This is a genomic window from Selenomonadales bacterium (assembly GCA_018335585.1).
GTDB lineage: Bacteria > Bacillota > UBA994 > UBA994 > UBA994 > UBA994.
Map to the genome: position 1 here is coordinate 1 of JAGXRZ010000045.1, position 26,754 is coordinate 26,754.

General features: G+C 53.2%; 28 protein-coding genes and 2 rRNA genes. 18 read left to right on the forward strand and 12 right to left on the reverse strand.

Features of this window, described 5'->3' with window-relative positions; genetic code table 11:
• The 7 genes from KGZ66_08575 to KGZ66_08605 all read left to right on the forward strand — a co-directional run.
• Positions 1-133, forward strand: a 23S ribosomal RNA gene (locus KGZ66_08575); the annotation flags it as partial.
• Between the two features lie 142 nt (positions 134-275).
• A 5S ribosomal RNA gene (rrf, locus tag KGZ66_08580) occupies positions 276-392 on the forward strand.
• A 203-nt stretch (positions 393-595) separates the two neighbouring features.
• Entirely contained in the window at positions 596-1,186 is a 591-nt protein-coding gene (locus tag KGZ66_08585; GenBank protein ID MBS3985648.1) for a hypothetical protein, read from the forward strand.
• Between the two features lie 27 nt (positions 1,187-1,213).
• On the forward strand, positions 1,214-1,708 hold the full coding sequence (locus KGZ66_08590) for an NAD(P)H-dependent oxidoreductase subunit E (protein ID MBS3985649.1): 495 nt from the start codon (positions 1,214-1,216) through the stop codon (positions 1,706-1,708).
• The gene (locus KGZ66_08595; protein MBS3985650.1) at positions 1,708-3,528 is read left to right on the forward strand and encodes a 4Fe-4S binding protein; all 1,821 of its coding nucleotides are present in this window, start codon (positions 1,708-1,710) and stop codon (positions 3,526-3,528) included. The genes KGZ66_08590 and KGZ66_08595 overlap by 1 nt, the downstream gene beginning before the upstream one ends.
• A gap of 1 nt (position 3,529) precedes the next feature.
• Entirely contained in the window at positions 3,530-4,567 is a 1,038-nt protein-coding gene (locus KGZ66_08600; GenBank protein MBS3985651.1) for a (2Fe-2S)-binding protein, read from the forward strand.
• Between the two features lie 48 nt (positions 4,568-4,615).
• Positions 4,616-6,346 carry a molybdopterin-dependent oxidoreductase gene (locus KGZ66_08605; protein ID MBS3985652.1) on the forward strand — a complete coding sequence of 577 codons (1,731 nt, stop codon included), beginning with the start codon at positions 4,616-4,618 and terminating at the stop codon, positions 6,344-6,346.
• 10 nt (positions 6,347-6,356) lie between these two features.
• On the opposite strand, the gene fdhD is transcribed toward KGZ66_08605, so the two are convergent.
• Complete coding sequence (fdhD, locus tag KGZ66_08610; GenBank protein MBS3985653.1) at positions 6,357-7,037, reverse strand: formate dehydrogenase accessory sulfurtransferase FdhD; 681 nt, start codon at positions 7,035-7,037, stop codon at positions 6,357-6,359.
• Between the two features lie 73 nt (positions 7,038-7,110).
• Entirely contained in the window at positions 7,111-7,743 is a 633-nt protein-coding gene (locus KGZ66_08615) for a molybdenum cofactor guanylyltransferase (protein ID MBS3985654.1), read from the reverse strand.
• Between the two features lie 211 nt (positions 7,744-7,954).
• Here KGZ66_08615 and KGZ66_08620 point away from each other — a divergent pair, with 211 nt between their 5' ends.
• The 5 genes from KGZ66_08620 to KGZ66_08640 are packed head-to-tail and all read left to right on the forward strand — an operon-like array spanning position 7,955 to position 12,757.
• Positions 7,955-8,191, forward strand: coding sequence for a (2Fe-2S) ferredoxin domain-containing protein (locus tag KGZ66_08620; protein ID MBS3985655.1), 237 nt, complete (start codon positions 7,955-7,957; stop codon positions 8,189-8,191).
• On the forward strand, positions 8,191-9,918 hold the full coding sequence (locus KGZ66_08625; GenBank protein ID MBS3985656.1) for a 4Fe-4S binding protein: 1,728 nt from the start codon (positions 8,191-8,193) through the stop codon (positions 9,916-9,918). Before KGZ66_08620 ends, KGZ66_08625 begins: the two co-directional genes overlap by 1 nt.
• On the forward strand, positions 9,915-11,069 hold the full coding sequence (locus tag KGZ66_08630) for a SpoIIE family protein phosphatase (protein MBS3985657.1): 1,155 nt from the start codon (positions 9,915-9,917) through the stop codon (positions 11,067-11,069). Before KGZ66_08625 ends, KGZ66_08630 begins: the two co-directional genes overlap by 4 nt.
• Before the next feature lie 12 nt (positions 11,070-11,081).
• Positions 11,082-11,324 (forward strand): NAD(P)H-dependent oxidoreductase subunit E, encoded by a 243-nt coding sequence (locus KGZ66_08635; protein MBS3985658.1) that lies wholly within the window; start codon positions 11,082-11,084, stop codon positions 11,322-11,324.
• A 5-nt stretch (positions 11,325-11,329) separates the two neighbouring features.
• Positions 11,330-12,757: a monomeric [FeFe] hydrogenase gene (locus KGZ66_08640; GenBank protein ID MBS3985659.1), complete on the forward strand. Its 1,428-nt coding sequence runs from the start codon at positions 11,330-11,332 to the stop codon at positions 12,755-12,757.
• Here the strand turns inward: KGZ66_08640 and KGZ66_08645 are convergent.
• The gene (locus KGZ66_08645) at positions 12,711-14,630 is read right to left on the reverse strand and encodes an EAL and GGDEF domain-containing protein (GenBank protein ID MBS3985660.1); all 1,920 of its coding nucleotides are present in this window, start codon (positions 14,628-14,630) and stop codon (positions 12,711-12,713) included. The genes KGZ66_08640 and KGZ66_08645 overlap by 47 nt on opposite strands.
• Before the next feature lie 124 nt (positions 14,631-14,754).
• A complete protein-coding gene (locus KGZ66_08650; GenBank protein ID MBS3985661.1) occupies positions 14,755-15,651 on the reverse strand; it encodes an epoxyqueuosine reductase in 897 nt (298 codons plus the stop codon).
• A gap of 185 nt (positions 15,652-15,836) precedes the next feature.
• Between KGZ66_08650 and KGZ66_08655 the strand changes: the two genes are divergently transcribed.
• The 6 genes from KGZ66_08655 to KGZ66_08680 all read left to right on the forward strand — a co-directional run bounded on the left by KGZ66_08655 (position 15,837) and on the right by KGZ66_08680 (position 20,577).
• Positions 15,837-16,400: a GNAT family N-acetyltransferase gene (locus KGZ66_08655; protein ID MBS3985662.1), complete on the forward strand. Its 564-nt coding sequence runs from the start codon at positions 15,837-15,839 to the stop codon at positions 16,398-16,400.
• On the forward strand, positions 16,382-17,524 hold the full coding sequence (locus tag KGZ66_08660) for a metallophosphoesterase (GenBank protein ID MBS3985663.1): 1,143 nt from the start codon (positions 16,382-16,384) through the stop codon (positions 17,522-17,524). The genes KGZ66_08655 and KGZ66_08660 overlap by 19 nt, the downstream gene beginning before the upstream one ends.
• Before the next feature lie 41 nt (positions 17,525-17,565).
• Positions 17,566-17,877: a YbjQ family protein gene (locus KGZ66_08665; protein MBS3985664.1), complete on the forward strand. Its 312-nt coding sequence runs from the start codon at positions 17,566-17,568 to the stop codon at positions 17,875-17,877.
• 26 nt (positions 17,878-17,903) lie between these two features.
• Positions 17,904-18,731 (forward strand): YhfC family intramembrane metalloprotease, encoded by an 828-nt coding sequence (locus tag KGZ66_08670; protein MBS3985665.1) that lies wholly within the window; start codon positions 17,904-17,906, stop codon positions 18,729-18,731.
• 13 nt (positions 18,732-18,744) lie between these two features.
• Complete coding sequence (locus KGZ66_08675; protein ID MBS3985666.1) at positions 18,745-19,224, forward strand: NAD(P)H-dependent oxidoreductase; 480 nt, start codon at positions 18,745-18,747, stop codon at positions 19,222-19,224.
• Between the two features lie 135 nt (positions 19,225-19,359).
• Positions 19,360-20,577 carry an MFS transporter gene (locus tag KGZ66_08680; protein ID MBS3985667.1) on the forward strand — a complete coding sequence of 406 codons (1,218 nt, stop codon included), beginning with the start codon at positions 19,360-19,362 and terminating at the stop codon, positions 20,575-20,577.
• On the opposite strand, the gene KGZ66_08685 is transcribed toward KGZ66_08680, so the two are convergent.
• The 8 genes from KGZ66_08685 to KGZ66_08720 form a co-directional block, all read right to left on the reverse strand.
• On the reverse strand, positions 20,523-21,212 hold the full coding sequence (locus KGZ66_08685) for a hypothetical protein (protein ID MBS3985668.1): 690 nt from the start codon (positions 21,210-21,212) through the stop codon (positions 20,523-20,525). The two genes, KGZ66_08680 and KGZ66_08685, sit on opposite strands and share 55 nt — an antisense overlap.
• A gap of 5 nt (positions 21,213-21,217) precedes the next feature.
• Entirely contained in the window at positions 21,218-21,970 is a 753-nt protein-coding gene (locus KGZ66_08690) for a hypothetical protein (GenBank protein MBS3985669.1), read from the reverse strand.
• Complete coding sequence (locus tag KGZ66_08695) at positions 21,951-22,853, reverse strand: ABC transporter ATP-binding protein (protein ID MBS3985670.1); 903 nt, start codon at positions 22,851-22,853, stop codon at positions 21,951-21,953. The genes KGZ66_08690 and KGZ66_08695 overlap by 20 nt, the downstream gene beginning before the upstream one ends.
• Positions 22,850-23,239 (reverse strand): GntR family transcriptional regulator, encoded by a 390-nt coding sequence (locus KGZ66_08700; GenBank protein ID MBS3985671.1) that lies wholly within the window; start codon positions 23,237-23,239, stop codon positions 22,850-22,852. Before KGZ66_08700 ends, KGZ66_08695 begins: the two co-directional genes overlap by 4 nt.
• 134 nt (positions 23,240-23,373) lie before the next feature.
• Positions 23,374-24,645, reverse strand: a complete 1,272-nt coding sequence (locus KGZ66_08705) for an OFA family MFS transporter (GenBank protein ID MBS3985672.1) — start codon at positions 24,643-24,645, stop codon at positions 23,374-23,376.
• A gap of 99 nt (positions 24,646-24,744) precedes the next feature.
• On the reverse strand, positions 24,745-25,350 hold the full coding sequence (locus KGZ66_08710; GenBank protein MBS3985673.1) for a GNAT family N-acetyltransferase: 606 nt from the start codon (positions 25,348-25,350) through the stop codon (positions 24,745-24,747).
• 15 nt (positions 25,351-25,365) lie between these two features.
• The gene (locus KGZ66_08715) at positions 25,366-26,061 is read right to left on the reverse strand and encodes a queuosine precursor transporter (protein MBS3985674.1); all 696 of its coding nucleotides are present in this window, start codon (positions 26,059-26,061) and stop codon (positions 25,366-25,368) included.
• Positions 26,062-26,110: 49 nt separating this feature from the next.
• Positions 26,111-26,428: a hypothetical protein gene (locus tag KGZ66_08720; GenBank protein MBS3985675.1), complete on the reverse strand. Its 318-nt coding sequence runs from the start codon at positions 26,426-26,428 to the stop codon at positions 26,111-26,113.
• Positions 26,429-26,754 lie beyond the last annotated feature (326 nt).

Genomic DNA, 26,754 nt, shown 5'->3' on the forward strand with positions numbered 1-26,754 from the left:
CCCCCCCCAAGATGAGATATCCCACAGCGTAAGCTGGTAAGACCCCAAGTAGACCACTTGGTAGATAGGCCGGGAGTGTAAGAGCAGTAATGCTTTCAGCCGACCGGTACTAATAGGTCGAGGGCTTGACTATAACAATGAATGATTCTCCACTGTTCAGTTTTGAAGGTGCACGATGCGCCTGAGAAATCATGAAACATGAATCATGAAACATGACCTTCGGGTTGCGGCTCACAGTTCATGATTCGCGATTCAAGATTCAAGATTAACACATTTCCGGTGGCAATGGCGGAGGGGACCCACCCGTTCCCATCCCGAACACGGCAGTTAAGCCCTCCAGCGCCGATGGTACTTGGGACGCAAGTCCCTGGGAGAGTAGGACGCTGCCGGAACAAATTTAGTGGCACCCAGGCGTAATGCTTGGGTGCTGCGCCTTTTGGCGGGGATACGACTTTTCTAGCAGTTCATGATTTGTTACAATTAGCATGCTGTAGACGTCTTTTCGTGGAGAGATTGGATAATGTGTAACCACCTATTACGCTGGTAGCCTGAGCGGTTACGGTTATGTTGCTAATATTCGTTAAATGAGGGGGGGGTGAAGCAATTGACAGCAGAGAAGGAAGGCAATAAATATCTAGACCTACTATCTCCTGTTCCGCTGTCGGAAATGTCTCATCCTGAAAAAGGAAAGGCACTGTTAAATGAGAAGATAGTTCCTGAGAAGGAAGCTTTAAGGGAAGTGGCCACAACACTTCTGCAAGCAAAAAGCCCTGTTATTTTTGTGCCGGGGCGGATTCTGCTTTGGGGTTGGGGGGAAGGTGCTTACGAAAAAGCGGAAGCGATAAGAGTTTTAGCGGCGGAAGTTGGCGCGGAGATACTGCCGGTGATGGATGTGCGTCCGGAGTATCCTAAGATGAGAACCGCCACAGAAATAAATCCGTATCACGTAGATTTAGTTATCGGTCATAGTAAGTATGATGTAGCAGTATTCATGGGGGTGGAATGCTCCTATGCCGACGTCGCCTTGAAGATTATTAAAGATGGCACGGGGTGTTACACAGTTGCTTTATGTGGCCACTTAGGGCATGTGGATGCTTCGGCGACTTTCTGCCATATGGGGCGCGACCAAATCGCGGAGTTAGCGGCAGTGGTAGCTGAAGTTAAGGCAGAGAAAACACAACAGTAATTTTGAGGAAGCGGATGTGCTGTGTGCATGGGTAAGCTTGATCTCGGCGCTATTTTTTCGCGCTATGAGGGAACGAGGAGCGATTTGATTCCCATACTTCAAGACACGCAAAGCCTACTGGGCTACTTGCCAGTGGAAAGCCTAAATGAGATCTCAAATTTTCTTTCTGTCCCGGTTAATGAGATTTATGGGGTGGCCACTTTTTACAGCCAGTTCCACTTTACCCGGCAGGGAAAAAATCAAGTTAAAGTATGCTACGGCACTGCTTGTCATGTAAAGGGGGCTCCCCGTTTGATAGAATCCTTTGAGCAGCAGCTTGGCATCAAATGCGGCACGACTAGCGAGAACTATGAGCACAGCCTAGACAAGTTGGCGTGTTTTGGCTGTTGTAGCCTGGCCCCGGTCGCGATGGTAAATGAAGAGATTTTTGCGCAACTTACGCCTGATAAAGTAAGCCTCCTTGTTGACATAAAAATCAGGGGAGGCGAAGGAAAGTCTGGATTGAGGGGAGCGTCACGCTGATGCCTCAGGCGGCATATCAAGTAAGAGTAGGTTTGACTTCATGTGGTGTGGCTGCCGGAGCAAAGGCAGCCTACGTCGCTTTAAGAGCCGATTTGGGGGCAGTAGGGATTGTGCCGCAAGGAATCGGCTGTATCGGCATGTGCTATAACGAGCCCTTAGTAGAAGTAATCACTCCCCAAGGAGAAAGATATGTATATGGCAATGTGACTGCTGAAGATGCCAAGCAAATTGTTAGAGAACATGTTGTGAAAGGTGTGCCGATTGAGAGGCTTTTAGTGCTGCGGCCCGGCCGGGAAGACGCCAACAGTGCTTTTTTGCAGAAGCAGCACCACGTGCTGCTGAAAAATTTCGGGATAATTGACCCGGAAGATATCGAAAGCTATTTACAAGCTGAAGGCTATGTTGCATTAAAAAAAGTGCTGACTACAATGAGTCCGACAGAAGTTATCGCGGAGATTAAAGTATCGGGCTTGCGCGGACGAGGCGGAGCCGGTTTTCCTACCCATATTAAAATGACTGCTACCCGTCAGGCTAAAGGCGAAAAAAGGTACGTGGTCTGTAATGCTGACGAGGGAGACCCCGGCGCATTTATGGACCGCTCGGTGTTAGAGGGAAACCCCCACGCCCTGCTCGAAGGGATGATAATTGCAGCTTACGCCATTGGCGCAGAACACGGCTACATCTATGTGCGTGCCGAGTACCCAATGGCTGTTTCCCGCCTAAAAAGAGCGATTGAACAGGCTGCCCGAAAGAACATCCTCGGCGCAAATATTTTGGGCACAGGTTTCAACTTTAAGTTGGAGATTTTTCAGGGTGCGGGCGCATTTGTTTGCGGAGAAGTTTCTGCGATGCTCCGTTCGATTGAGGGTTTGCGTGGTTGGCCAAAGCCTTTACCTAGACCGAGTGAGAGCGGCTTATGGGGAATGCCCACATTAGCCAATAATGTGAAGACCTTTGCTTTTATCCCCGAAATTATTAACCGTGGCGGAGAGTGGTTTGCCGGCATCGGCACAAAGACCAGTCCGGGCACCGCCGTATTCGCTTTGGCCGGGCAAATCAAGCATACCGGTTTAATTGAGGTCCCCATGGGGATAACGCTGCAGGAAGTTATTTACGACATTGGAGGCGGAGTTGCGGGGGGCTTGGCCTTTAAGGCCGTACAAATAGGTGGCCCTTCGGGAGGCTGCCTGCCAAAGACGCGGCTTGACTTGAAGGTGGACTTTGACTCTTTGCTTGGTGCCGGCGCGATGATGGGCTCGGGTGGCATGATTGTATTGGACGAGACCTCCTGCATGGTAGATATAGCCAAGTATTTCGTGGGGTTTTCTGTGGATGAATCTTGCGGCCAATGTACTCCTTGCCGTGAAGGCACGCAACAATTGCTCAAGATATTAACAGATATAACCAACGGAAAGGGCTCGGAGGAAGATCTTGTCTTGCTTGAGGAAATGAGCAAGGCGATTAGTGCCGGCTCCATTTGCGGCCTTGGGCGAACTGCCCCCAACCCGGTATTAAGCACCCTGCGCTATTTCCGTTCGGAATACGAGGCTCATATTAAGGAGGAAGCATGTCCGGCCCTGCATTGCAAAGCATTCCTGGCCTACTATATCGATGCCGAAAAATGCAAAGCGTGTGGCATGTGTTTGAAGGAATGCCCGGAAAAGGCGATCAGCGGAGAGAAAAGGGTAGCGCATGTGATTGATCAAGCTAAATGCACTACTTGTGGCCTATGTTTTACCGTTTGCCCAGATAAGTTTAAGGCAGTAATGCGTGTCACCGGGCAGCAAAAACGGGAGTTGCTAAAGGGGGCTAAGCGATAAAATGGTCACGCTCTTTATTGATAAGGGAAAGGTCACGGTGCCGACGGGAACGACTGTGCTGGAAGCTGCTCAGGCTGCGGGCAGCTACATCCCTACCCTGTGTTATCACCCTGACCTTTCTACTTTTGGTGGCTGCCGTGTCTGCATGGTGGACGTAAATGGCAAATTTGTGGAGGCCTGTCGCACTCCTGTTGAAGAAGGGGCGGTCGTAGTCACAGATTCGCCGGCGCTGATGGATTTACGCCGCTCGCTGGTGGAGATGGTTTTAATCAACCATAATCCGGACTGTCAGACCTGTGTGCGCAATAATAATTGCGTTTTGCAGGAGGTTACAGCGTACGCCGGCATTACCAAGGAGCGGATGGCCAGGCTACGTCGTGACACCAGTAAAATTCCGACGGACACCACTAATCCGTTCTTTGATTTTGACTATACGCGCTGCGTGCTTTGCGGGATATGCGTCCGCACCTGTCGCGAAATTAATGGCTCAGCAGCGATCGATTTTGCCAACAGAAGTAATGCCACCAGGATTAGCCCGCTTGGCGGCTGGCCTGCCACGGAATCGATTTGTGAGTCTTGTGGCGAGTGTATGGAGCGTTGCCCAACCGGCGCGCTGGCCCGCAAGAATAACCAGGTTCCAGCGCGGGAAGTGAAAACCATTTGCCCCTATTGTGGTACCGGCTGCGGTGTCTACTTAGGTGTGAGGGGCAATAAAATCGTTTCGACCCGCGGTGACCGAGAGAATCCGGTAAATAAGGGTCAGCTTTGCATCAAAGGACGCTTTGGCTACGATTTTGTCGGCCACCCGGACCGTCTTAAAACGCCGCTGATCAAAAAAGACGGGAAGTTTGTGGAGGCCTCTTGGGATGAGGCCCTAACGCTGATAGTCGATAAAATTAAAGAGGCGCAAGGGAGGTACGGACCGGAAGCACTTGGCGGTCTAAGCTCCACGCGCATTGCTAACGAAGATAATTACCTCTTTCAAAAGCTACTGCGCTCATTAGGTACAAACAGCGTTGACTGTAGTGCCCGTCTCTGACACGCTCCCACAGTGGTCGGTCTGGCCACAGTATTAGGTAGCGGAGCAATGACGAACCCCATCAGTGAGATTGAGGGTGCGGGTGCTATTTTAGTAACTGGTTCGAATCCGGCGGAAAACCACCCGATTATTGGCTACAGGATACGTAAAGCAGTGAGAAACGGCGCTAAGTTGATTGTGGTTGACCCGCGGCAGACTAAATTTGCTAGGGCTGCCTCTATACATTTGCAGCTGAAACCGGGCACAGATGTGGCTCTTTGCAATGGCCTTGCCCACGTCATAATTAAGGAAGGTCTTGAGGCGAAGGAGTACGTCGCTAATCGCACCCACGGCTTCGAAAACCTAAAAAAGATGGTGGCGAAATATACGCCGGAGTATGTATCGGTAATTACCGGCGTGCCGGCTGAAAAGATTATTGCTGCCGCCCGGATCTTTGCGCAAGCCGATGTTGCTTCAATTTTCTATTGTATGGGGGTGACGCAACACACTTCCGGGACAGAGAATGTGTTGGCATTAGCCAACCTCTCACTCTTGACCGGCAATCTTGGCAAAGCTCACGGCGGCATGAATCCCCTGCGCGGGCAAAACAATGTGCAGGGAGCTTGTGACATGGGCTGTCTGCCGAACGTGCTTCCCGGGTATCAGCCGGTGCACAGCGACCGTGACACGGGCACCTATTGGCAACGCGTCAAAAAATCCGGCCCGTCTGAAGAGCAGGATGATTGCGAGCAGTCTAAGGAGACTATTACCAGTGTGGAACTCGAACAGCCTATCCCGGTTAGCGCAAGCGTCAGCGACTATGTGCGGGCTAAGTTCTCTAAGGCTTGGAGCGTGGAACTGTCTGATGTGCCGGGTCGGACCATTGCCGAGATGTTTCACTTCCTGCCGAGCAGGCGCAATCAGGTCATGTACATTGTAGGCGAAAACCCTATGGTTTCTAGCCCGAATGTTGATATTGTCCGTGAATCCTTGATAGGGATGGATTTTGTCATCGTCCAGGACATCTTTTTTACTGAAACTGCCGAATATGCCGATGTCGTTTTGCCGGCCGCGTCTTTTGCCGAAAAAGACGGGACTTTTATCAACACGGAAAGAAGAGTGCAGCTGATTCGCAAGGCAGTAAATCCACCCGGCGAGAGCAAGGCCGACTGGGAAATCCTGCAGGAGTTAGCCAATAGGTTTGGTTTGAACTGGAACTATAGCAACACTAAAGAGATCTGGGACGAAGTTATGCAGTTAACGCCGCATTATTTCGGCGGCATGAGCTATGAACGGCTGGAAAAGGGAGGCCTGCAATGGCCGTGTCCTACACCGGAACATCCCGGCACTGCTTTTTTGCATAAAGATAAGTTTTCGCGTGGGATTGGCCAGTTTTCGACGGTGGAATACAGGCCACGGGCGGCAGAAGCTGCCGACAACGAGTTCCCCTTCATTTTGACTACCAGCCGTCAGCTGTATCATTTCCACACGCGCACGATGACGGGCAAAAGCGAGGGCTTAAACCAGCTTTTAAGCGAGGAGTTGATGCAAATCAATCCGGCAGACGCAGCAGCGCTTCAGCTGTATGATGGGGACTTGGTTATTGTCACATCGCGCAGGGGCTCAATTAAGTCAAAGGTCCAACTAAGTGAGCAAGTACCGCCGGGCCTAGTATCGATGAGTTTCCATTTTGCCGATACGCCGGTCAATGTACTCACGGATCCTGCAGTCTGCAATATGTCGGTAGTCTCAGGACTTAAAGTGACGGCGGTAAGATTAGAGAAGGCGGAACGCCTGTAAGACGTGTGCTTTAGGCTCTTATGCGTCCTTCTCCACTGTAAATGTTCATTCTGTTACCCCGAGCAAAACCAACCAGGGTGACATTAAGACGCAGCGCCAGCTCAATCGCCAGGGCGGTGGGGGCTGAACGCGACACAATCATCGGGATGCTCTGCTTGGCAGCCTTGAGCAAAATCTCGGAGGAAAGCCTGCCACTGGTCAAGAGCAGCTTATCAGCGAGATTGAGTCTTTTTGCTAAGGCCTCACCGAGCAACTTGTCAACAGCGCTGTGACGGCCAATGTCCTCATGAAAGAGCAGGATTTCTTCTGTGGAACAAATGGCGCCGCTGTGCACTCCGCCTGTTTCTTGGAAGAGTAGAGAACCCTTATTAAAACGGGACACCAAAGAAAGGATATCCGCGGCGCATACAATCATTGCCGTATCGTTACGCCGACAGGACTGAAGCACCTCGAGGTAAATCTCGCCCTTACCGCAACCTGTGGTTAGGGCTTTTTCGCGCGTATCCGGGGAGAACGGAACCGCCAGCGAAACCTTGGCGATCAAGTTGCTCTCATCTATCTCTATGCTTGAAACGTCCAGAAGCGCATGGATTACACCGCTTGAAAGGAGATAGCCTAGCACCAAGTATTCGATGGCAGCGGGAGTACACATGAGAGTGGCATATCTGTGCCCGTTGACACGAATACTCAATGGAGCCTCATCTACAACAAGATCAGTTCCCCAAGTTGTCTGGCCCGCATCAATCTTCGTGATCTTGACAGACTTAGTCCTTGTCAAGTGTTCTACATCCTTTCGTAGCCAGACTTGTGGTGAGGGCGAGCAGGTCACTAGGGGTGTTGATGTTAGCGAACATGGACCAATCCTGGCTAAAGCGCCTCGCTGTCTCCTCGTCAACGAGTACGGCATTCTGGGACCGCAGGAATTCTGTAAGGCTTTTTCTCCCTGTAGCCACAAAGACACGGATAGGGTCTATCAGCGATCGGTTATAGAAGCCGTTAAAAGGTTCCATCCGGCAGCCAACGGCAGTGACCAAGGCAGAGATCTCCCGGTCAGGGGAGGGAAGCCGACTCTGCAGGAACGATACATAGTCCATGTTAAGGTGTGGCATGTCACAGGCCAGCACGTAACTGTACCTACTCTTCGCAGCCTGTAGCCCGGCATGAATGCCGCCTAGGGGACCAAACCCCACCAATTCGTCGCTTACCACTTCAAGCTTTTTTGTGTCGCTACCCGCTAGCGTATTGCTAACTACAATGACCTGAGCGAATCGCATGCGCAAAGTGTCATAGAGATAATACAAGAGGCGCTCGCCATTGATGACAAGGTCCTCTTTGCCAAAGCCCATTCTGGTACTGCGACCGCCAGCCAGAATAATGGCTGTACCGGTTTCTTCCATTGTCTACACTCCTCGAGAAGATTTACCTGCTTAAAACCCCCTATGTCTGGCGAATAATTTGGGTTCCCTTCATGGCCATTATACTACAGAAGTAGAACAGGGCCATGCCAATAATCTTACTTGCACGACATCGTCGGGTCACCTTGTAATCGCTTGTGAAATATATTACAATTGTCATGTTGATATATTTATCACAAAGGCGGGGAAATCAGTGGAAATCCAAGTGTGTATCGGCAGTGGTTGTCATCTCAAGGGGGCTCACTATGTGATTAAACGTCTAAAAGAACTAGTAGCGGAACACAACGCTGCCAAGACAATCAGATTGACGGCCTCTTTTTGTCAGGAGATGTGCACTGAGGGCGTAGCTGTGCGTATAAACGGGGTTGTAGTTAAGCATGTGAGCACAGATAATATCGACACTATTTTTTACGAGGCAGTGGCCAGATAATGAGCGTTATTACTTCACTAACGGCGAAGTGCAAGGACTGCCACCGATGCATCCGTGCCTGCCATGTTAAGGCCATTAGCCTGCGCAATGGGCAGGCAAGGATTGTCCCCGAGAAGTGTGTGGTATGCGGACAATGTGTTGCAGCCTGTCCACAGCACGCTAAGCACGTAAGTGACTGTACAGAAAAACTTTTGGCATGGCTCAACCAAGGGGAAGTTGTGGTCGCCAGCCTAGCGCCGTCATTTCCCGCAGCTTTCCCGCACCTAGACCCATTGCAGGTGTTAGCTGGGTTACAAGCCATAGGGCTTAGCCTTGTTGAAGAGACTGCGCTTGCCGCCTTGCCTGTTGCTAAACACTACAGCAACATGCGCCTTAAAAGTGAGCTTGGCCTGACAATCTCCTCCTGCTGTCCTGTAGTCGTCAACCTAATTGAGATCTACTTCCCCGAGTTAGTGCCACACCTTGCCGCTACCGTATCGCCTATGGTTTTGCATAGCCGCAGTCTGCGCCAGCGGTTCCCCGACGCTAAGGTCATCTTCATTGGGCCATGTGCCGGTAAAGTTGACGAGGCATTGCAGCCCTTTGCGCAGGACGGCTTGGACGCAGTGCTTACGTTTCGTCAGCTAGCAGCCCTATGGCACAAGCTGGGTGTAGACCCAAAAACGCTTACCCCTGTTGAGTTGCACACTGCATCAGATAACGCTGCGCGGTTGTACCCGCTTGAGCGCGGGATCATCACGTCCAGCAAGCTAGAGTCAGGGGTTACCCGCTCTAGCGTGAGCGTCGCTGGAGTGGAGGATTGTGTCGAGCTGTTTACTGACCTATCGGCAGGACGCTTGCGACCGTCCTTTGTAGAAGCGCTAGGTTGCCACGGCGGTTGCGTCGGTGGGTCAGAAATGCCCTCTCCTGTGAGCGTGCAAGCGCGCAAAGATGCCGTAATACGGTACCACGAGCGTATCGAGATGTTGCCAGAATTAACACCTAGTCCTAAAGCGGAGCTCGCCCTAGAAGGCGTCCCAATGCGCTCTTTCACTAACCGCAGGTATGTGGCAAACTCCCCTCCCGAGGAAGAGATTAGCCGAGTGCTGATGACCATTGGCAAAGAAAGCAGTGTTGACGAACGCAACTGCGGCGGATGCGGCTACCTGACTTGTCGTGAAAAGGCCGTGGCAACTTTGCAGGGGTTTGCGGAACTCGAGATGTGCATACCGTTTATGCGCGCTAAGTTTGAATCGCTTTCCCATCTGGTGGTTGAGTCTTCTCCAAACGGCGTAATCATTGTCAATAGCGACCTGACGATTCATCAGTTTAATGCCGAAGCGCAGCGCATGTTCAACCCTGAGGCAAAGCAAACAAAGGATGTCTGCCTGGCAGCGTTTCTAGATCCCAAAGACTTTATCGAAGTGTTAGCTACAGGCAAGTCTTTATATCTGCGGGTGGAATACGCGGCTCTCGGGCTGGTCACCCGCCAGGTAATCTATGCATTGCCCGCCTATAGCCTAGTGGTAGGTATCATTACGGATATCACGGAGGATGAGCGCCGCCATCGCGAGCTCGAGGCAAAACACCAGGTAACCATTCAGCGTGCGACGGCCGTTATCGCAAATCAAATGAAGTTAGCGCAGCAGATAGCGGGGCTTCTTGGTGAATCAACGGCAGCGACAAAGGCGACCCTTTTTGAGTTAATCAGTAGCTTGACAGATGGAAATGGAGTCACCAGCAAATGAAATTAACAGCCGATGTAGCTGCAGCACGAGGGAGTAAGCATAAGGAAGAGCTATGTGGGGACGTTTTCCAGCTAGTGCGATCCCCCGGCAAGATTACCGCAATTCTCTCCGATGGCCTTGGTAGCGGTGTTAAGGCCAACATTATGGCTACGCTGACAACCAAAATTGCCTGTGGCCTCCTAGAACGCGATGTTCCGATTGACCATGTCGTTTCCACGATTGTTGATACGCTGCCTAGCTGTAGCGAGCGTGGCCTAGCCTATGCTACGTTTAGCATTTTGCAGATTAGAGCAGATGGCAACGCGCAGCTATACGAATACGATTCGCCCCCGGCGCTCTTCTTTCGCGATGATTGCTTGGTACCCATCGAGCGCCACACACGTGTCATCTGCGGCAAGAAGATCACAGAGGCATCACTGCAGGTAGAGAAGAACGACGTGGCGCTCCTAGTTACCGACGGTGTGCTGCATGCCGGAGTAGGGCAATCACTTGACCTAGGCCTAGGCCTTGAAGGGCTGCTCGGTTTCCTGCCTACGCCGTGCACATCTTGGCCGACCCCCGAAGCCCTAGTCGATTTTGTGATGCACGTCACTAACTCGTGTTATTGCAGTCGCTTAGGGGATGACAGCACCGCAGTCGGGCTTAGGGTGCGGTCGCCGCGCTCCGTAGCAGTATTTACTGGCCCGCCTTTGGAGCGAGTCAATGATGAGGCCATGGTCAGGGCGCTGTTAGACGAGCGGAACTCCACAAAAATTGTGTGTGGCGGAACCAGTGCAAAAATCGTGGAGCGAGTGACAGGCGGCAGACTCGAGACATCGCTTGAGTATGTTGACCCGCGCATACCACCCATCGCACATTTGGAGGGCCTCGACCTAGTCACCGAAGGTGTCCTTACTCTCAACCGATGTTATGAACTGCTGCGCGCTTTGCAGGACGGCGAAGAGCTGCCGCGCAGCACGGATGCTGCCACCCTGTTAGCCAGGCACCTATCTAGTGCTGAGGAAGTACTATTCCTAGTCGGCAAGAGTTTTAACCTAGCGCATGCCAATATAGAGGAGATCATGCAGTTGGCTCCTCGTCAGTATGCAGTCTCGCGCCTAGCTTCCTTGTTGCGCCGACGTTCCATTGAGACAGAAGTTAGATACTTTTAGGAGGGCAACTACATGAAGAAGATTACGCTGCAGTTTTGTGGCGGGACGGCCTGTCATATGAAGGGCGCACCGGAGCTCATGTTGGTACTTGACCATTTGCCAGAAGAGATTTTCAAGCAAGTACACGTGTCGCTTACACATTGCCTAGGAAATTGCGGGGCAGGACCTAATGTGTGCATCGATGGCGTGCTCTATAGCCGTGTTACTCCGGAGCGCCTCATCTCTACAATTAAGACAATTTGGCAGGATAGGTGAACTGAGTGTCAAAGCGAAACTCTGAGACGACCGGCATCAAACGCCAGCTGTATACCGCTTTAGCCGATATGACATGGCGCGGACGACTTATCGACGAGATTAACGACTATCCCGACACACTCACCACCGAGCTGCTAACACGTTATCGCTGTTGTGAGTATAAAGAAAAGGCCGTGCTTACGAACCGTTTGCGCGTTGCGATGGGGTTAGCTCCCGAGGATGTTCCGCGCCATGCTACCCTTGCAGATATGGCTAAACTTGCGCTTGGCAAAACACCCAAGCCAAAGCTGTGCGGGCTTGAGATGATGGCGGTTGCGTGCGACCGCTGCCCCTTTGAAAAGTATATTGTCACTGATGTGTGTCGCAACTGCATTGCACATCACTGCCGCGTAGTGTGTCCTAAAGACGCTATCACCATAGTTAACCACCGCGCTTACATCGACCGCAACCGTTGCGTGGAATGCGGATTGTGCGAACGCAGCTGCCCGTTTCGAGCGATTATTCAGGTGACGCGCCCCTGTGAACAAGCGTGTGTGCCTAAAGCTATCACGCGAGATAGCAACAATGTAGCCCATATTGACTGCGAAAAGTGCGTGGGCTGCGCTGCCTGTATCCCGGCTTGCCCATTTGGCTCTGTGGCCGATTACACAAATATAGTGCAGATAGTAAATGCCCTCAAGGAACGCCAGGCGCCAGTCGTAGCCTTAGTCGCACCATCTTTCGTGGGGCAATTTGGAGCAAAGGCCTCGCCGGCAGCGCTGCGCATGGCCCTACTGGAGTTAGGGTTTGCCGCCGTCTACGAAGTGGCGGAGGCCGCGCGTTGCGTCGCTGTCGAAGAAGCAGCGGAAATTAAACATCGCATGGCGGAAGGGAAACAATTGACACTTTCATCCTGTTGTCCTAGCTTTGTAGCCACCGTAAGAACGCAGTTTCCCGAACTGGAAGGTTGTATCTCGGCGACCCCATCCCCCATGGCGTATCAGGCGGCGCGAATCAAAGCAGAGGAGCCTAGAGCGCTTACGGTCTTTATCGGACCGTGCATTTCTAAGAAATCTGAAGCGGCGCTGTCACCTAGCGTGGATGCGGTATTGACATTCGAAGAGCTCGGCTGCATCTTTGTAGCGCGCGGCATTAACATTGCCACTCTGGGTGGGCAAGGTGACTTGGGTGAGGGGGAAGCCCTCGGACGAGGTTTTGCCAAGGCAGGGGGGTTGACGAGGGCTGTAGTGTCGTCACTCGGTGCGGACGCCATCGAAACTCAGTTAGCTGACGGGCTAGATCAAGTCATGCAAGTCCTCGCTACCGCACAAAAGGGCGAGCTTAAAGCCAATTTTGTCGAAGGGATGGCTTGCTTAGGAGGCTGCATAGGTGGCCACGGCGCACTAATTAATCGACAAGTGGCGGAAAAGCTGTTGGAGCGCTACTGCAAGTAACCCGCCGGTCACGCACTATCGCGCTGCCCGGCTCGCGCTTGGCCCTCTTTTTAAGTTGCGCGGCCGTCTTGCCTAACTCCAAATAATCTTGCTGTGTGCGGCAATCAACTATCGCCATCGATACGGTAGTTAAGGTCATAGGTCCTTCGATCCCTTCGCGTGTGCGGCCTAGGAACGCCCCACGCTCCCGATCCATAGGTGTAAAACACTGTCGTACCGCACGCGAAAAGAGCTCCGCAATGCGCTGTGCCAGGCAATCAACTTCGGCGCCCGCAGTGACGATTACAAAGTCATCGCCGCCGATGTGACCGATAAAGTCGCCTTCGGTACCATAGCGCTTGGTTGCGTATATCAGCAGGCGCCCGAGGAGCACAATCATTTTGTCGCCTTGCTCAAAGCCGTAGCTGTCGTTGTATGCTTTAAAGTCGTCTAAATCGGCGTAGATGATACTACAGGTTTGGCCGAGCCGCGCGCGGCGATGGATTTCTTCTTCAATGGCTACGTTGCCAGGCAGTCCGGTAAGGGGATTTGCGCCTTTCGCCAGGTCGATTTGCAAGCGTGCCATGCCGTTTAGCAGACGTTGCATGGGCACTACTCCGGCGTAGTGGCCGGCTTTGGTCAAGACGATTATGTCGTCATAAAGCTTGTCCGCGGAACGTGTCAGTGCAGCCTCTAGCGCTTGGTCAAGCGGTATGTCGCAATCTAGAAGCAGCGGAGCGCCGTCCATGATCTCGCACACAGGATGGCGTGAAAACAGCGGCACACCGAACTTTGCGCTGAGAATCCGATCGAGGTAGTGGCGCATAACCAGACCAACCGGCACGCCGTTACGTAAGATAGTCATGCTGGCAAGAGGGTCTTTGGTCTCGGTCAGGACTCTTTTGGCGTACTCCACGACCATAGTCTCGTCTGCGGTGATACCTGTTGCGGCCAAGTCGCCAAGTGTCGTAAAGCGCGAGCCCAGCAAGTGCCCATACTGATGGCGGTTGATAGCAAAAATTGACTCGCGGCTTGCAAAGGGCTTAGGATTTTGTGGCTTGGCGATAAAATACCCTTGTCCATAATCTACGCCTAGGCTAATCAGGGTTGTGAGCTCCGCTTCCGTCTCGATTCCTTCGGCGACTACCTTGGCGTTAATGTTTTTGGCGACAGTGCACAGCGCCCGAATGACGGCTTGTCTAGCGAGGTCGTGGTCAAGCCCTCGTACTAGTGACATGTCTATTTTTATATAGTCAGGCTTGATTTCGGCAAGAGTGAGTAGGCCCGAGTGACCCGCACCTACATCGTCTACAGCAATTTGATACCCTTGCTCGCGATAGTGACGTAAGGTGGCCTGGAATGCCTGGTAATTCGCCACGTAATGGCGCTCTGTAAGTTCAAAAACGACCTGCGTAGGCTCAAGCCCCTGCCGGCGGAGCAATGCCAAAGTTTCCCCGCCGACGAAACCGCTGTCGCAGACCGTCCTAGCGTGCACGTTGATAAATAACTTTTGGTGAGCCGATATGCTGCCTAGATGACTGACAGCCTTGGCACGACAGATTCTCTCCAAAGCAGAGAGCGACCCCGACTCCTCGGCTTGTGTGAACAACGCGTCAGGTGTTGCTAGACGAGAGCCATGCGGGCCGCGCGTGAGTGCTTCATAGCCAAGCGGCTCTGCCGAAGCTAAGGAGACAATCGGCTGGTAGACGATGCTTACGCTTTCACAGCGCAGAATCTCTCGCAGCTCTTCGTCGAGGGGCTGTTCGACAGCTTCTACTACCTCTAGCTCCGCGGATTTTTCCGCCTCCACCTTTGGAAATGTCGCAGGAGACACTGCGTGCGGGTCAAGTACAACGCTGTTCAGACCAAGTATGTACCAAAGCTCAAAATCCACAGGCTCGCTTCCTTTCTAAAGTTACGCTGCTCTTGTGTACACAAAGATACCTCCTCGCTGTTAACGGCATACTAACCAAATGTAAATAGTGGTTCTCGGGGCGCATGCTCTGGCGGCACCTGCGTTAAGATAACAGCGCACCTAGATTTCTCGGCAATAGGTCGACAATTGCCCATAGATCGAGTGACTCCAGTTTTTCACAGAGCTTCGGATTCTCCTTGATTGAGGACACCCCTGCCAGGATCGTCTGTGTCTCTTCGGCCGAAAACGACGCGCCATGCTCTCGCCACCCCAAAACTTCGCTGTTCGCGGGACACACATCTTGGCACCGCATGCAGCCGATTAGAGCGTTATGCGCTCTGCGGTTAAGCCAGTCCGGGAACTCCCCCTCTAGTTCGTTCAGGGTAGTTAAGCAGCGTTCGGCATGGATAAGAAACCGTTGCTCTTCGATGCAGCCCGTAGGGCAGTTGTTTATACAGGCACTGCACGCATGACAAGCGGGGACCAGTACAGGTTCAGCCCAACTGCCGCCTGTGATCTCGATGTTGGTGTAATAGGCAAAGAGCATGTTAAAACTACCGAAATCGTCTACATAGAGCAAGTTGTTGCGTCCGTATCGGCCAATACCGGAACGCGCCGCCATCAGCTTTAGAGGCAGGCGGACATGCTTTAGGTCTATCCCAGGTACAATGTCCTGCAGGCGCTGCTCCAGTAGCTTTCGCCCTGACCGGAGATATGTCGGGGGAATCACGACCTCGCACCGCTCGTTGCCGACAGCGAAGTCGAAGGTCGTCACTTTCTGCGGTGCCGCCACTATGAGGATGCTTTGCCATGTGCCATCTGTCGGTGGCCAGCTATATTGAAACCTGTGTAGAAACAACTCGTACAACCTAGAAGATACCTCTCGTCGCCGGCTTACGTCTACCTCTTGCTGTAGCAGGGCAAGACATTCAAGTCCAACGAACGTAGCCCTGTATCCGTAGGCGTGCAACTGCTCCAAGAGACGCGCTTCTTTAACCATAATCCCAACCATCTCCTTTGACTTGCTCGAAAGACCTCTTTGTAACTCATGATACACACATGCGTGACCAAAGACTAGACCCGAGAAAACTGAGTGCATGTCGCACTCCTCCGTCCCTCAACGACATCCCTTCGTCCCCCAGCAGGAGGGCGCTTACCGCGCGTCGAATAAAACAGGATGTTTACATGATTAAGGGGGCGCGTCATTTGTTTAGCGGCAAACTAGTTCGTATCAGGGCGATGGAGAAAACCGACTTGGACAACGTCATGCAATGGATAAACAACCCAGAGATAACCCAATACCTGTTGGCGTTTACGCTACCTATGTCGCGGGCCGCAGAAGAGAAGTGGCTTGAGAGTGCCACACATCACACGGAGAGTGACAAGTTGTTTGCCTTGGAGACACTAAGCGGAGAGTACCTCGGCGGGTGTGGGTTTCATCGTATTGACTCCCTAAATCGGCATGCGGAAATCGGCATTGCGATTGGCGTGCAAACTCATCTGGGGAAAGGATACGGCCAAGATGCAGTGCGCATCTTGCTGCGGCTAGGATTTCACGCACTTAACCTTAACAAAATCTATCTGCGCGTTTTCTCCGGCAATACGAGGGCTATCCGCTGCTACGAAAAGTGTGGCTTTAAAGAGGTAGGGCGCCTTCGTCAGCACCGCTTCGCCGTCGGCGAATGGCATGACGAGGTCATTATGGAGGTCATGCGCTCGGAATGGGAAGCGTGTCGAGGCGTTTCGTAGCCTTCTTTGTGCCGTTTCTGCTTTTGTATGGTCTAGCTAACTACTACATAGCTCTGCGCTTTCTGCCGTTGGCTCGCGCGCATCTTGGCCCTGCTACCTGGGGTTACTGGGTGGCCTTTACGTTTGGGGCCGTCGCATCATTTGCCGCACGTAGGCACAAGCGCCGTGTGCCCGGGAGCTTAGGCAATCTGGTAGCTACCATTGGCGACTACTGGCTCGCGGCCGTCTTCCACGGGTTGCTCTTGTGGGCGGTAGCTGACATTTGGCTTTTTCTCCTCCCTAGCGAACCCACAGGAGCCTCTGTCGGGGCGGCCGTAGCGGTGCTCCTTTGTGCCACATTGGTCTATGGTTACGGGAGGGCGCACACCGTTCGCATTTCGCGTTATGCTGTGGCCCTAAATAAACACGGACCGGAGAACTTTGCTCTCCGAGCCGTGTTGGTTTCCGATTTGCACCTTGGAACGGCAACGAACAACGCGCGTTTTACCGGGCTGATAGAACGCATAGGCACCTTGGAACCGGACATAGTGTTTTTCGTAGGAGATACTATCGACGGGGATATAGGTGAGTTTGCAGCCGCAGAGCTCCCGCGCCTCGTGCGTAAGCTTACGCCTCGCTTTGGGTGCTATGCGGTGCTTGGCAATCACGAGTATATCGGTGGGAAACCGGGCGAAGCTGCAGGGCAGCTAGAAGACGCGGGCATAAAGGTGCTGATTGACACCTACGCGCACGTCGACGGCAAATTCTTCGTTGTAGGCCGGGACGACGCCTATACGCGACGGCGCACCTTGTCGGCTGTCATGGAGGGGGTAGACCGTGCGCAGCCCATTATTCTCCTCGACCACCAGCCGGTTGCCCTACAGGAGGCAGAAGAAAATGGCGTCGACTTAATGCTGTCCGGCCACACTCACCATGGGCAGTTCTTTCCCAATCACCTGCTCACGCAGAGAATCTTCGCGGTCGATTGGGGCTACTTACGCCAAGGAGCACTGCAGGTGATTGTGTCGTGTGGCTTCGGCACGTGGGGCCCGCCAATTCGCACGAGTGGGTGGAGCGAAATTGTGGAAGTGGAGATAGGCACAACTAACGTACGACAGTGCAGGAATTCGCAGGCCGGCGGATAACATAATACACACAGGCAAAATCAGGTGAAGGGGTGTAGGACATGATTTTGGTGACGACCGAGTATGTCAGCGGCAAAACTTTAGAGACGCTTACTATCGTCAAGGGCTCGGCGATTCAAACGAAGCACATCGGCAAGGACATTCTAAGCGGGCTAAAGACTCTCGTAGGCGGTGAACTAACCGAGTATGTCGCCATGCTAAACGAAGCGAGGGCAATGGCCACTAAGCGTATGGTCGAGGAAGCCAAAGCGCTTGGCGCAGACGCTATTGTTTGCGTCCGCTATTCCACGAGCAGCGTTATGTCAGGCGCGGCCGAAATCCTTGCCTACGGAACGGCGGTTAAGTTTAAGTAGGCCTGGTAATGTCAGGAGGGCTCCATATGGTACCTGTTGTTTCGCTTGCTGCAATGGCCTTTACTTTGCTGCTGTGTTTTGCGTTGCCAGTCATCTTGTTTGTCCTGGTACGGAGAAAGAGCAAGTATGCCACGGGGGCGATCATAGCCGGAGCAGTAGCCTTCTACATTGCTCAGCCGCTCGTCCGCATACCTCTCCTGCAGGTTGTGTTGCCTAACTTTGCGTGGTTTCGCGCGCTTACTCTGCAGCCGCTCCTCTACATCCTCTTCCTTTCCCTCACGGCGGCGCTGTTTGAGGAGACCGCGAGGCTTGGCGTGTTTCGCCTGCTACTTAGGAGTAGGCTTTCGTGGCTTACTGGGGTAGCCTATGGCGTGGGGCATGGCGGAATAGAAGCGATGCTCTTGGTCGGGGTCACGTACATCAATAACATTGTGCTCAGCGTAATGATAAACAACGGCACCTTCCATACGTTTGTTGCGAATAGGGTGGATGCCGCTACAGCTAACCACATCTACAATGCCCTCACGGCTACCTCGCCGGGGCTGTTTCTCGCAGCAGGCCTTGAGCGGGCGCTCGTCATCGTCATCCAGATTGCCTTATCTGTCATGATTCTTGAAGGCATAGTCAGGAAGCAGGTCTTGCCGTTCTACGTCCTAGCATTCGCCGCGCATGCGGGGATAAACTTTGCGGCGGCTTACATGTCGTATCTGGGAGTACACTACTGGTGGGTGGAGCTCTTTATCGCCGGGTGTGCCGTCGCCGGCTATATGTATGTGAAGAGCGCGAAAAATCGCTTCCCCGGTGCGGATGAGCCTAGCGATGAAGCAGAAAAAGCATTAGCGGAGGGCTATTAGGGAGGAAATGAGCTTGCCCAAAAAAATACTTGTAGCGTATTTTTCGCATTCAGGCAATACGCGACTGATCGGAAAAGCCATAGCACGGGAAATTGGTGCAGACATTGAGGAAATCGTACCAGTCACACCCTATCCGCTACGGGGCGCTTGGCTTTACCTGCATGGAGGGCACCAAGCGAAGGTGGGCGTGGCCCCGCCACTACAGCCTGCGCTAAGGGATTTCGTGGACTATGATCTGATTATCGTCGGCACGCCGGTGTGGGCTGGGAGCATGGCCCCACCTGTGCGTTCGTTCTTTCAACTGGCGCCCCTAGAAGAGAAAACCGCCGCATATTTTAGTACTTATCTGATGAGCGAAGCGCAGTCGCTTAAGGACATGGTCGCAGCGGGGAACGCGACTTCCCTTGGCGAGAGGGGCTTCAAAATGACACGACAAGCAACAAATGACTCTGTAAATGCGGCCCGCCAGTGGGCGAAAGAGCTATTAGGGTAGCTTGGGGAGCTAGGCTAGAAAGCTAGGTGTGGGCATGAGCATTCGCAGTCCGAGTTAAGTCGCTACGCATAGCTCTGCGCGCCCTCCTCCTTAGCCGGTCGGGTATTGCGGCCAAAACAGGGAGGAGGACTTGTGTTGCAGAGTATTAAGAATAACTACCACAAACTCATGGCATATCATCTGTTTCGTTCACTGATCATGGCCTACGCGATTGAACGCCTGTTCTGGGAGCAGCGTGGCATGACCATACAGCTCATGGTCTTAGCAGAAATCCTTTATGCCGTGGTAACGGCAGCGCTTGAGATTCCCACGGGGGCTTTAGCCGACCGCTTTAGCCGGAAGGGTATGATGATACTCGGGGCTGTCTTTACCTGCATGGAGTTTGCAGTGCTGATCTACGCTACGGAAGTTTGGCATTTCGCGCTGGTAGTCGTTGTCGCAGCAATTGCGGGCGCCGCCACGAGCGGCACGGAGAACGCCCTACTATATGACTCCTTAAAAGTCACGGGGGAGGAGACTTCTTTCGAGAAGAGGCTTGGACGCCTGCGCGCTGTAGAGTACGCCGCGCATGCGGTAGCGGGGGTCAGCGGCGGGGTGGTCGCCCATCACTTCAGCCTGCTCACAACTTACTGGGTGTCACTCGCTAGTACCATTGTGGCGCTATTGGTTACGTTCTCCCTAACCGAGCCTCCTATCGCCAGGGCAAATAGCGATGAAGCTGACGATACCTCCCTCGCTGGCAAGGCGTTCGCCTTCTTGCGTGCGCATAGGCCGATTCAGTTTGTCTTAGCCTACGGCGTTCTAACCGGTGCCTGCCTGGTGTATGTGGACGAGTTTTGGCAGCTGTACGCGCATGATGTAGGCGTCCCCATCATCTTCTTTGGAGTAGTCTTAGCCATAAACTGTCTTCTCACTAGCGTTAGCGGCCTGGTGGCGTACAAGCTTAAGGGCAGAGTTTCCTACGACGCGTTGTTTGCAGTAATCCTGCTCTTGTTCGTAATCGGAGTGGCAATGATGGCTCTGCTCAACAACCTCTGGGGGATGCTCTTCCTGTTTTTGGCCTATGGTTCGGCGGGAGTGATTGAACCGTTAGTCTCGGGCTACTTGCACCACCGCGTCCCGTCGGAGTTTCGAGCGACAGCCGAGTCGTACCAATCGCTCGCGGGCAGGGTAATTACAGCCGCGGTGGGTCTCGTCTTTGGGTTTGTTTCCACTAGGCACGGCATTTCGCTAGGGTTTGCGCTACTAGCGGCTATGCTAGCTGGCTTGTTGTTGATTTACTATCCAGTCGCCCGGCGTTACCACCCTCCTTGCTCGACAAAGAGCAAAGAAGGGGCAGGGTCCTTGATGTGAACGTTTCGTGGTAGCCGCACCATGAGCACTTGGGTTCCGGAGATGGAATTAAGCAGGGAGACTCCCGGGTGTGGGGACGCAGCCGGTTGCCTGGCAGAGATTTCACCCCGGAAGCGTAGGAGGTCTATCCTAGCCGTCTCTGGACGCACGACAGTCAGCGTATGCATGGAAAAGTTTATGTGAACTGGCGAGGAAAGACGTGCAGTAACATCCAACATGTCGTGGATAGATGGCGTGCTATACAACGCAACCTCCACTATGCCATCGCGAGCATCCTTGGTGGCTATGACTATCGGTAGGCGGGAGGCAGCATCTACTATCGCCAGTTCGTGACCGCTAAGGTTGAATCGCCAGGTGCCCGTTTGTCTTACGCCTGCGATGCTGGTCGGATGACCCCTCATGGCCGCCGACAACAGAGCTCGCTCTGCCTCTCTTGCCTGAGCAAAATCCGCCTCACTTACGGCGGGCACGAGTCTTGCGGTAGGTAGCATGTGGAGTACGACCGGGGAGAATACCACGACAAGTACATAGCCAAGTAGCTGTTTCTCGAGCGCGGGCCTGACCACATAAGCTCCTAGTTTGCCTCCAATATAGGTAGCCACCCCAATGAAGGCTAGCAACACAAGCCACACCATAAGCACTATTCCTTCACCTCCAGGTCTTTCGTAGCGATGAACGCCATGGCGAAAACTACCGCTGCGAATCCCAGTGATTTAGCGGCTAGGAAGGGAAGAGAGTTCGCGTAGGGAAACAAATTGACGATCGCTCGCAAGAGATCGCTCCAATAGTCATACTGGCGAATCAGGGACACAACAGCAAAGTACAATAAGAAACCAAGCATTACAGGCCCCAATCGTATGCGCATAAGTGCACCGCTTAGGTACCCGAGCGAGCCAAACAACGCCATTGAAAGACTGCCTAGCAAGCTCCCCATTAGTAGCTCACTCGGAGCCAAAAAGAAGCTGTCACGGACTACAAGTGCACCAGCATAGACGACGACCGCAACCAAGCGCACGAAAGCAGCCGATGACGCTGCTAATAATCCGCCTAATAGGGAGCACGTCAAAATGAATGCTATGTCCGCTAGGGTGCTGCTTAAGCGATTACTGACTAATGGCGCGTCTGCATTGCGGCAAGGCTTCGTCGTGAGCAGAAAAGCTACCACAAACACCCATAGGCGTGTAAAGTGCAGCACTACCGCATTATCGAGGTCACGTATGGTAATCCAATCTTGCCCCATGGTTGTGCCGATTGTAGGGCCTATGAACAGGGAGAAGGTAACAGACAAGGCGTGAACGACGACCAAGGTGGCGAAGAACCCTAGGTGCGACTTGAGTCTAAAGGCGAAAAGCTGCGCTACAATCACGCGTAAGCTAGGTTTGAACAAAGACATCGTCGATTTCTCCTCTCCTAGTTGCCGTCAGGTAGACGCACAGCTCGGCGACAGCAACAGCTGACGTTTCAATGCCCTGTAATTTAGCCCGATGCAGGTCTGACTCGTCGAGGGTATTTTCGATGACTGCGTAGGTGTAGTCACTGCCAATGCTACGGCTAAAAATTACCCTGGCGTCCTTTATGGCCGCGTTAACCACCTCTTTAACTCCACTAAGGCCGATGGCATATTCCTGCAATTTGTCTAGGGGCATGTGTAGCGTATTGCGCCCTTCCTTTAAGAGGACGACATCTTCAAGCAGTTCTTCCGCCTCATGCAACATGTGGCTCGAAAAGAGGATATTGCGCGGGTGCAGCATGTAGTCCTTCAGGATAGCGCGGTAGAAATCCCGTCGTACCCCAAGATCCATGCCGAGCATCGGCTCATCAAAAATAGTCACTGGGCAGTGCGCAGCGAGGCCAAGTATAGCGTTAAAGGTGCTCTGTTGACCGCGCGACAGGCGAGAGTGCGAATGCTTCGTGTCAAGCCCGAAATGGTCGGCGAGTGCATATGCTAGACGCTTGTCCCAGTTAGCGTAGACGCGCCCGGCCATACTATAGATGTCGTCTAGATTAAGGGTAGGGGGGAAGTGCATACAGTCGTCGACAAAGATGCAATTGGCACTGACCTTGAGGCTGTTAAAGGGCTTCTCGCCAAAGATAAGCACATCGCCGGCCTTTGGTTTGAGATAGCCAGCTATCAGCTTCAGTAGCGTCGTCTTGCCTGCTCCGTTTGGTCCAATGAAGCCGGTGATCCTGTTAGGGGCGATAACGAGTGACACATTTTCTATCGCCGGCACATTTCCATAGGTCTTGGTCACACTCACGCTCTCCACAGCGTTCACAACTGCCCATCTCCTTTCAAGTGCACTTTTGCCATTCGTATCATTTCTGCCAGTTCGATTTCCGACACCTCTAGGCGCTCCGCTTCCAGCACTAGATCCAGTACTAGTTGTCGCAAGGTCTTTTCGCGGCGCCGGTGCACGATGATGGCCTTAGCATCAGGTGCGACAAACATCCCCAGCCCGCGCTTCTTGTACAAGATACCTTCGTCCGCTAGCGTGCTGAGTCCCTTCGCGGCAGTAGCAGGATTGACATTGAACATCTCCGCTAGTTGGTACTGCGAGAACACCTTTTCTTCACAGGCTATCTTCTCCGCGAGAATTTGTGTCTCCAGCCATTCTGCTATTTGCAGGTAGATGGGCTTAGTTGCGTCATTGTCTAGCCTCATCGCGCACCTCCTCGCAACTGAATTAGTACATTACTGTTGTAATGTACTATACTACAAGCATTGCGCTCTGTCAACAAGAAAGAGGCGCCTTAGCTTTCGCTAGGCGCCTGCTTGGAGACAGGGCTAAGTGGGGACTAGGCGTTCTCTGCGCGGGGCACGCCTAGTTTCGCGGCGAGTGCCTTTAAGTGAGCCGGCTTGACCAAAATCTCGGTGAAAACAATGGCCGGGATACAAGCCGCCACCCAAACGAGGTAAGCGGGGTTGTAGCTGCCGGTGGTATCCCGAATAAGACCCGTGAAGTACGGCCCGATAAACGAGGCGATGCCCCAAGCGGTTAACATAGCTCCGTAGTTTACACCGACATTCTTCATACCCCACGAATCGGCGGTAAAGGCGGGGGAGAGGCCTAGATATCCGCCAAAAGCGACGCCGCCGACGATAGCGGAGAAGTAGAGGAGACCCGGCATGTTATAAATTGCGGCCAGGGGGGCAGCTGCGGTTGCGCTAGCCATAAGGATACCGACTAAAGTAAAGGACTTAAGACGGCCTATGGCGTCGGACAAGGGGCTTAAGAAGAAGCGCCCCGACAAGTTGCTCAGCGAAATGATGGCGACTAACCCGGTCGCGGCAGCTTGTGAAAGCCCAAGCTCCAATGCTAATGGTCTTAGATGCACAATGATGCTGAACCCGCCGCACAGAATCAGAATAAACTGCGTCCACATCAGCCAAAACTGCGGAGTCTGCAGCATGGACTTAAAGGGGAACTCGTAGCCCGTGTATTCGGGCGAGGGCTTGCGGAGGCCTTTTGCTTTACTTGGGTCCCAGCCTGCGGGTTTCCAGCCCTTTGGCGGGTTGACAATGACAAACGAACATAACGCGATAATCGCGGCGAAGGCAATACCTAGCGCCCAGAAGGCATTGCGCCAACCAAATTCGCGCACAGCGTAGTGAGCTATAGGGCCAAAGACCGCCGCAGACGCTCCAAAGCCGCCGACGAGAATTCCGGTAGCCGTGCCTTTAATGTCGGGGAACCACTTAAGACCCCCGGCTACGACTGCCGAATAACCTGCCGCCATAGCCGCGCCCATAATGATGCCATAAGAAATGATAAGCCAGGCCAAGTTTTGTGCCATGGCACTGAGCCCATAGCCGACGACGGAAGCTACGGCGCTAAAGACAATGAGCGGGCGAGGACCTTTTAGGTCTTGGATTCTTCCTGCCGGCACCATGCCGAAGGCAAACACCAAACCGGCCACAGTGAAGGGAACTGTTACGGTGGCTCTGCTCCAGCCAAACTCAGCCTGCAATGAGGGCATAAAAATGGACCACGCGTAGAGTGTGCCGAGGCACAAAGTCGTCAAAAATCCTGCGGCCGCTATCAGATAGCGGAAATTAGCACCCTTCATTACAGCGCTCCTCTGTAGTTTGTCATGCGCTGCAACTGCATGGCATGCGACAAGAATTGTAACATAAATTCACAAAGTGGACAAGCAAGGGGAACTACCTTACGTTGTAGGTAAGTTAAACACCATGTGGTAGACATCCGCTCCTGCCGCTTGTGTTGCAGCCACAAGCCTGTAGCCTTGCTTTTCGTAGAACTTGCGGCTTCCAAGCGCGGTGGTGTACAGGTACACCTGCTTGTTATCGCTGCCGGCGGCGAGGGCAGTGTGCGCGGCCTGCAGTAGCTCCTTAGCCATGCCCCTGCCCTGATGCGCGGGGCTGACGGCAAGCATGGAAATTTCCGGCGTCGCGCGGGGAACCTCGCGTGGGCGGCGCACTGCTTTGGCAAGTTCTACTCCTACGTCTAGGCGCATGCCCAAGAGGAGCGATGGCAGGAGCGGCAGGTCTCTGAGCGAGATGGGTTGCCGCTGTGGACCGGGGGGAGTAACGGCCACGACCCCCGCTAGGGCACCGGCGTCGCGCATGCCGAACACGCTGTGCCCCAAGCGAAACGCACTGCGCGCCCATATCCGCATAAAAGTCCTATAAGAGCTAGCCCGGCGCGGTGGGACCTCTGCAAACAGCGCGACAAAAGCCGGGTCTACGCGAAACGACTCTGCCAGTAGCTCCGCAATCTCAGGCGCGTGCTGCGTACCAAGCCTTGCCACCATACTCGTGCCCCCTATCTAATCTGCTTCCCGCACGCGGGCGGTATCGTACCAGTGGCGGGCGATGTAGACAAATGGAGTATCGAGTAGGGCAATTACGGCCTTTAGCAGATAAGTCGAAGCCGTAATCTGCAGCACAATGTCCCAGGGGAATACACCGGTAAACGCCAACAGCGAAAAGACCACCGAGTCGACGAGCTGGCTAAGCAATGTGCTGCCGTTGTTGCGCAGCCAGATATACTTGTTCGAGCTAAATTTGGCCCTAAGCCGCACAAAGATGTGAATGTCCATGAACTGACTCACCAAATACGCGCTTAAGCTAGCGAACGCAATGCGGGGCAAAAACGAGAATAGGGCACTAAGGTGCGGATGCGCCCAGTCGCTCGCGTGCGGCACGAAGGCGAGTGTTAACTGGAGCATTACGGTCGTAGAAATCATTGCCAAGAAGCCAAGCCAGACTCCGGTGCGTGCGCTCTTTGGCCCGTAGATTTCGTTAATAATGTCTGTAGCAAGAAACGTCGCGCCATACAAGACATTGCCGGTTGTCGCCACAATCCCGCCTATAGCCACGGTCTTGAGCACTTCAATGTTACAGACGATAATCGACAGCACAATCCAGCAGTACATCCCGACCTTGCCAAAGAAGCGAAACGTAAACAGGATGAGCGCGAAGCCGACAATAGTGGTGGTTAGGAAGAGAAACTCGTTTGACATAAGTACCTCCTAAGAATGTCGCAGAGGGACGGAGGAGTGCGACATGAGCTTATCTAGTTCGGACTCGTCTTGCCCGCGGCGGAACATAGCCATCGGTATAGATCCTGCCTTGGGTAGTGCCTGTCCGTGTGCAAAGGTCGTCCACAGATGTAGCAGAGTGGAAGACTGAAGCGCGCAGCACGATTTCGGCCGCGGTAGCCGCATCGTCTTCGGCGTCATGGTGGGTGTGGCAGATGCTGAGGTGGCTTGCTAAGACGTTTAGCCTATAACTATGTAACCCAATCCATGTCCGCTTAGCCAAGAGCACTGAGCAGTGGTACTGCAGGTGTGGGTGGGGGATGCGGTATTCGTCCAGAGAACTCCGCAATTAATATTTTACCATGTGCCAGAAGAATAGCAATGGCAAATTTCAGAAAGCGTTTTGCGTTGCTAGCTTTTTTCTCAACCAACCGCTGTGTTCAACAAAGGGAACAGGGGCAACGCCGTGGTTTTTCGGGCATGCTAGCCACTAGACATCCATAATATGACATCTGGGCCTGTATAAGGGCGTAGTCATCCCTTGGCGCTGATGCTAGGTTTTTGATTCGATTAGACCAGCAACTCTACGCTGCCTTCACTAGGCTCCGCATTTTATCGTGCTGATTTGCTCTTATTCGTCCTACGGCCATTGCCAGCATTACGGCCAGCGCTAGC

Excerpts from the sequence above, each read along its gene's own strand:
- KGZ66_08590 (MBS3985649.1), top strand. The coding sequence starts at position 1,214 with ATGGGTAAGCTTGATCTCGGCGCTATTTTTTCGCGCTATGAGGGAACG.
- KGZ66_08595 (MBS3985650.1), top strand. The coding sequence starts at position 1,708 with ATGCCTCAGGCGGCATATCAAGTAAGAGTAGGTTTGACTTCATGTGGT.
- KGZ66_08600 (MBS3985651.1), top strand. The coding sequence starts at position 3,530 with ATGGTCACGCTCTTTATTGATAAGGGAAAGGTCACGGTGCCGACGGGA.
- KGZ66_08605 (MBS3985652.1), top strand. The coding sequence starts at position 4,616 with ATGACGAACCCCATCAGTGAGATTGAGGGTGCGGGTGCTATTTTAGTA.
- KGZ66_08615 (MBS3985654.1), bottom strand. The coding sequence starts at position 7,743 with ATGGAAGAAACCGGTACAGCCATTATTCTGGCTGGCGGTCGCAGTACC.
- KGZ66_08625 (MBS3985656.1), top strand. The coding sequence starts at position 8,191 with ATGAGCGTTATTACTTCACTAACGGCGAAGTGCAAGGACTGCCACCGA.
- KGZ66_08630 (MBS3985657.1), top strand. The coding sequence starts at position 9,915 with ATGAAATTAACAGCCGATGTAGCTGCAGCACGAGGGAGTAAGCATAAG.
- KGZ66_08635 (MBS3985658.1), top strand. The coding sequence starts at position 11,082 with ATGAAGAAGATTACGCTGCAGTTTTGTGGCGGGACGGCCTGTCATATG.
- KGZ66_08650 (MBS3985661.1), bottom strand. The coding sequence starts at position 15,651 with ATGGTTAAAGAAGCGCGTCTCTTGGAGCAGTTGCACGCCTACGGATAC.
- KGZ66_08655 (MBS3985662.1), top strand. The coding sequence starts at position 15,837 with ATGATTAAGGGGGCGCGTCATTTGTTTAGCGGCAAACTAGTTCGTATC.
- KGZ66_08665 (MBS3985664.1), top strand. The coding sequence starts at position 17,566 with ATGATTTTGGTGACGACCGAGTATGTCAGCGGCAAAACTTTAGAGACG.
- KGZ66_08670 (MBS3985665.1), top strand. The coding sequence starts at position 17,904 with ATGGTACCTGTTGTTTCGCTTGCTGCAATGGCCTTTACTTTGCTGCTG.
- KGZ66_08685 (MBS3985668.1), bottom strand. The coding sequence starts at position 21,212 with ATGGTGTGGCTTGTGTTGCTAGCCTTCATTGGGGTGGCTACCTATATT.
- KGZ66_08690 (MBS3985669.1), bottom strand. The coding sequence starts at position 21,970 with ATGTCTTTGTTCAAACCTAGCTTACGCGTGATTGTAGCGCAGCTTTTC.
- KGZ66_08700 (MBS3985671.1), bottom strand. The coding sequence starts at position 23,239 with ATGAGGCTAGACAATGACGCAACTAAGCCCATCTACCTGCAAATAGCA.
- KGZ66_08705 (MBS3985672.1), bottom strand. The coding sequence starts at position 24,645 with ATGAAGGGTGCTAATTTCCGCTATCTGATAGCGGCCGCAGGATTTTTG.
- KGZ66_08710 (MBS3985673.1), bottom strand. The coding sequence starts at position 25,350 with ATGGTGGCAAGGCTTGGTACGCAGCACGCGCCTGAGATTGCGGAGCTA.
- KGZ66_08715 (MBS3985674.1), bottom strand. The coding sequence starts at position 26,061 with ATGTCAAACGAGTTTCTCTTCCTAACCACCACTATTGTCGGCTTCGCG.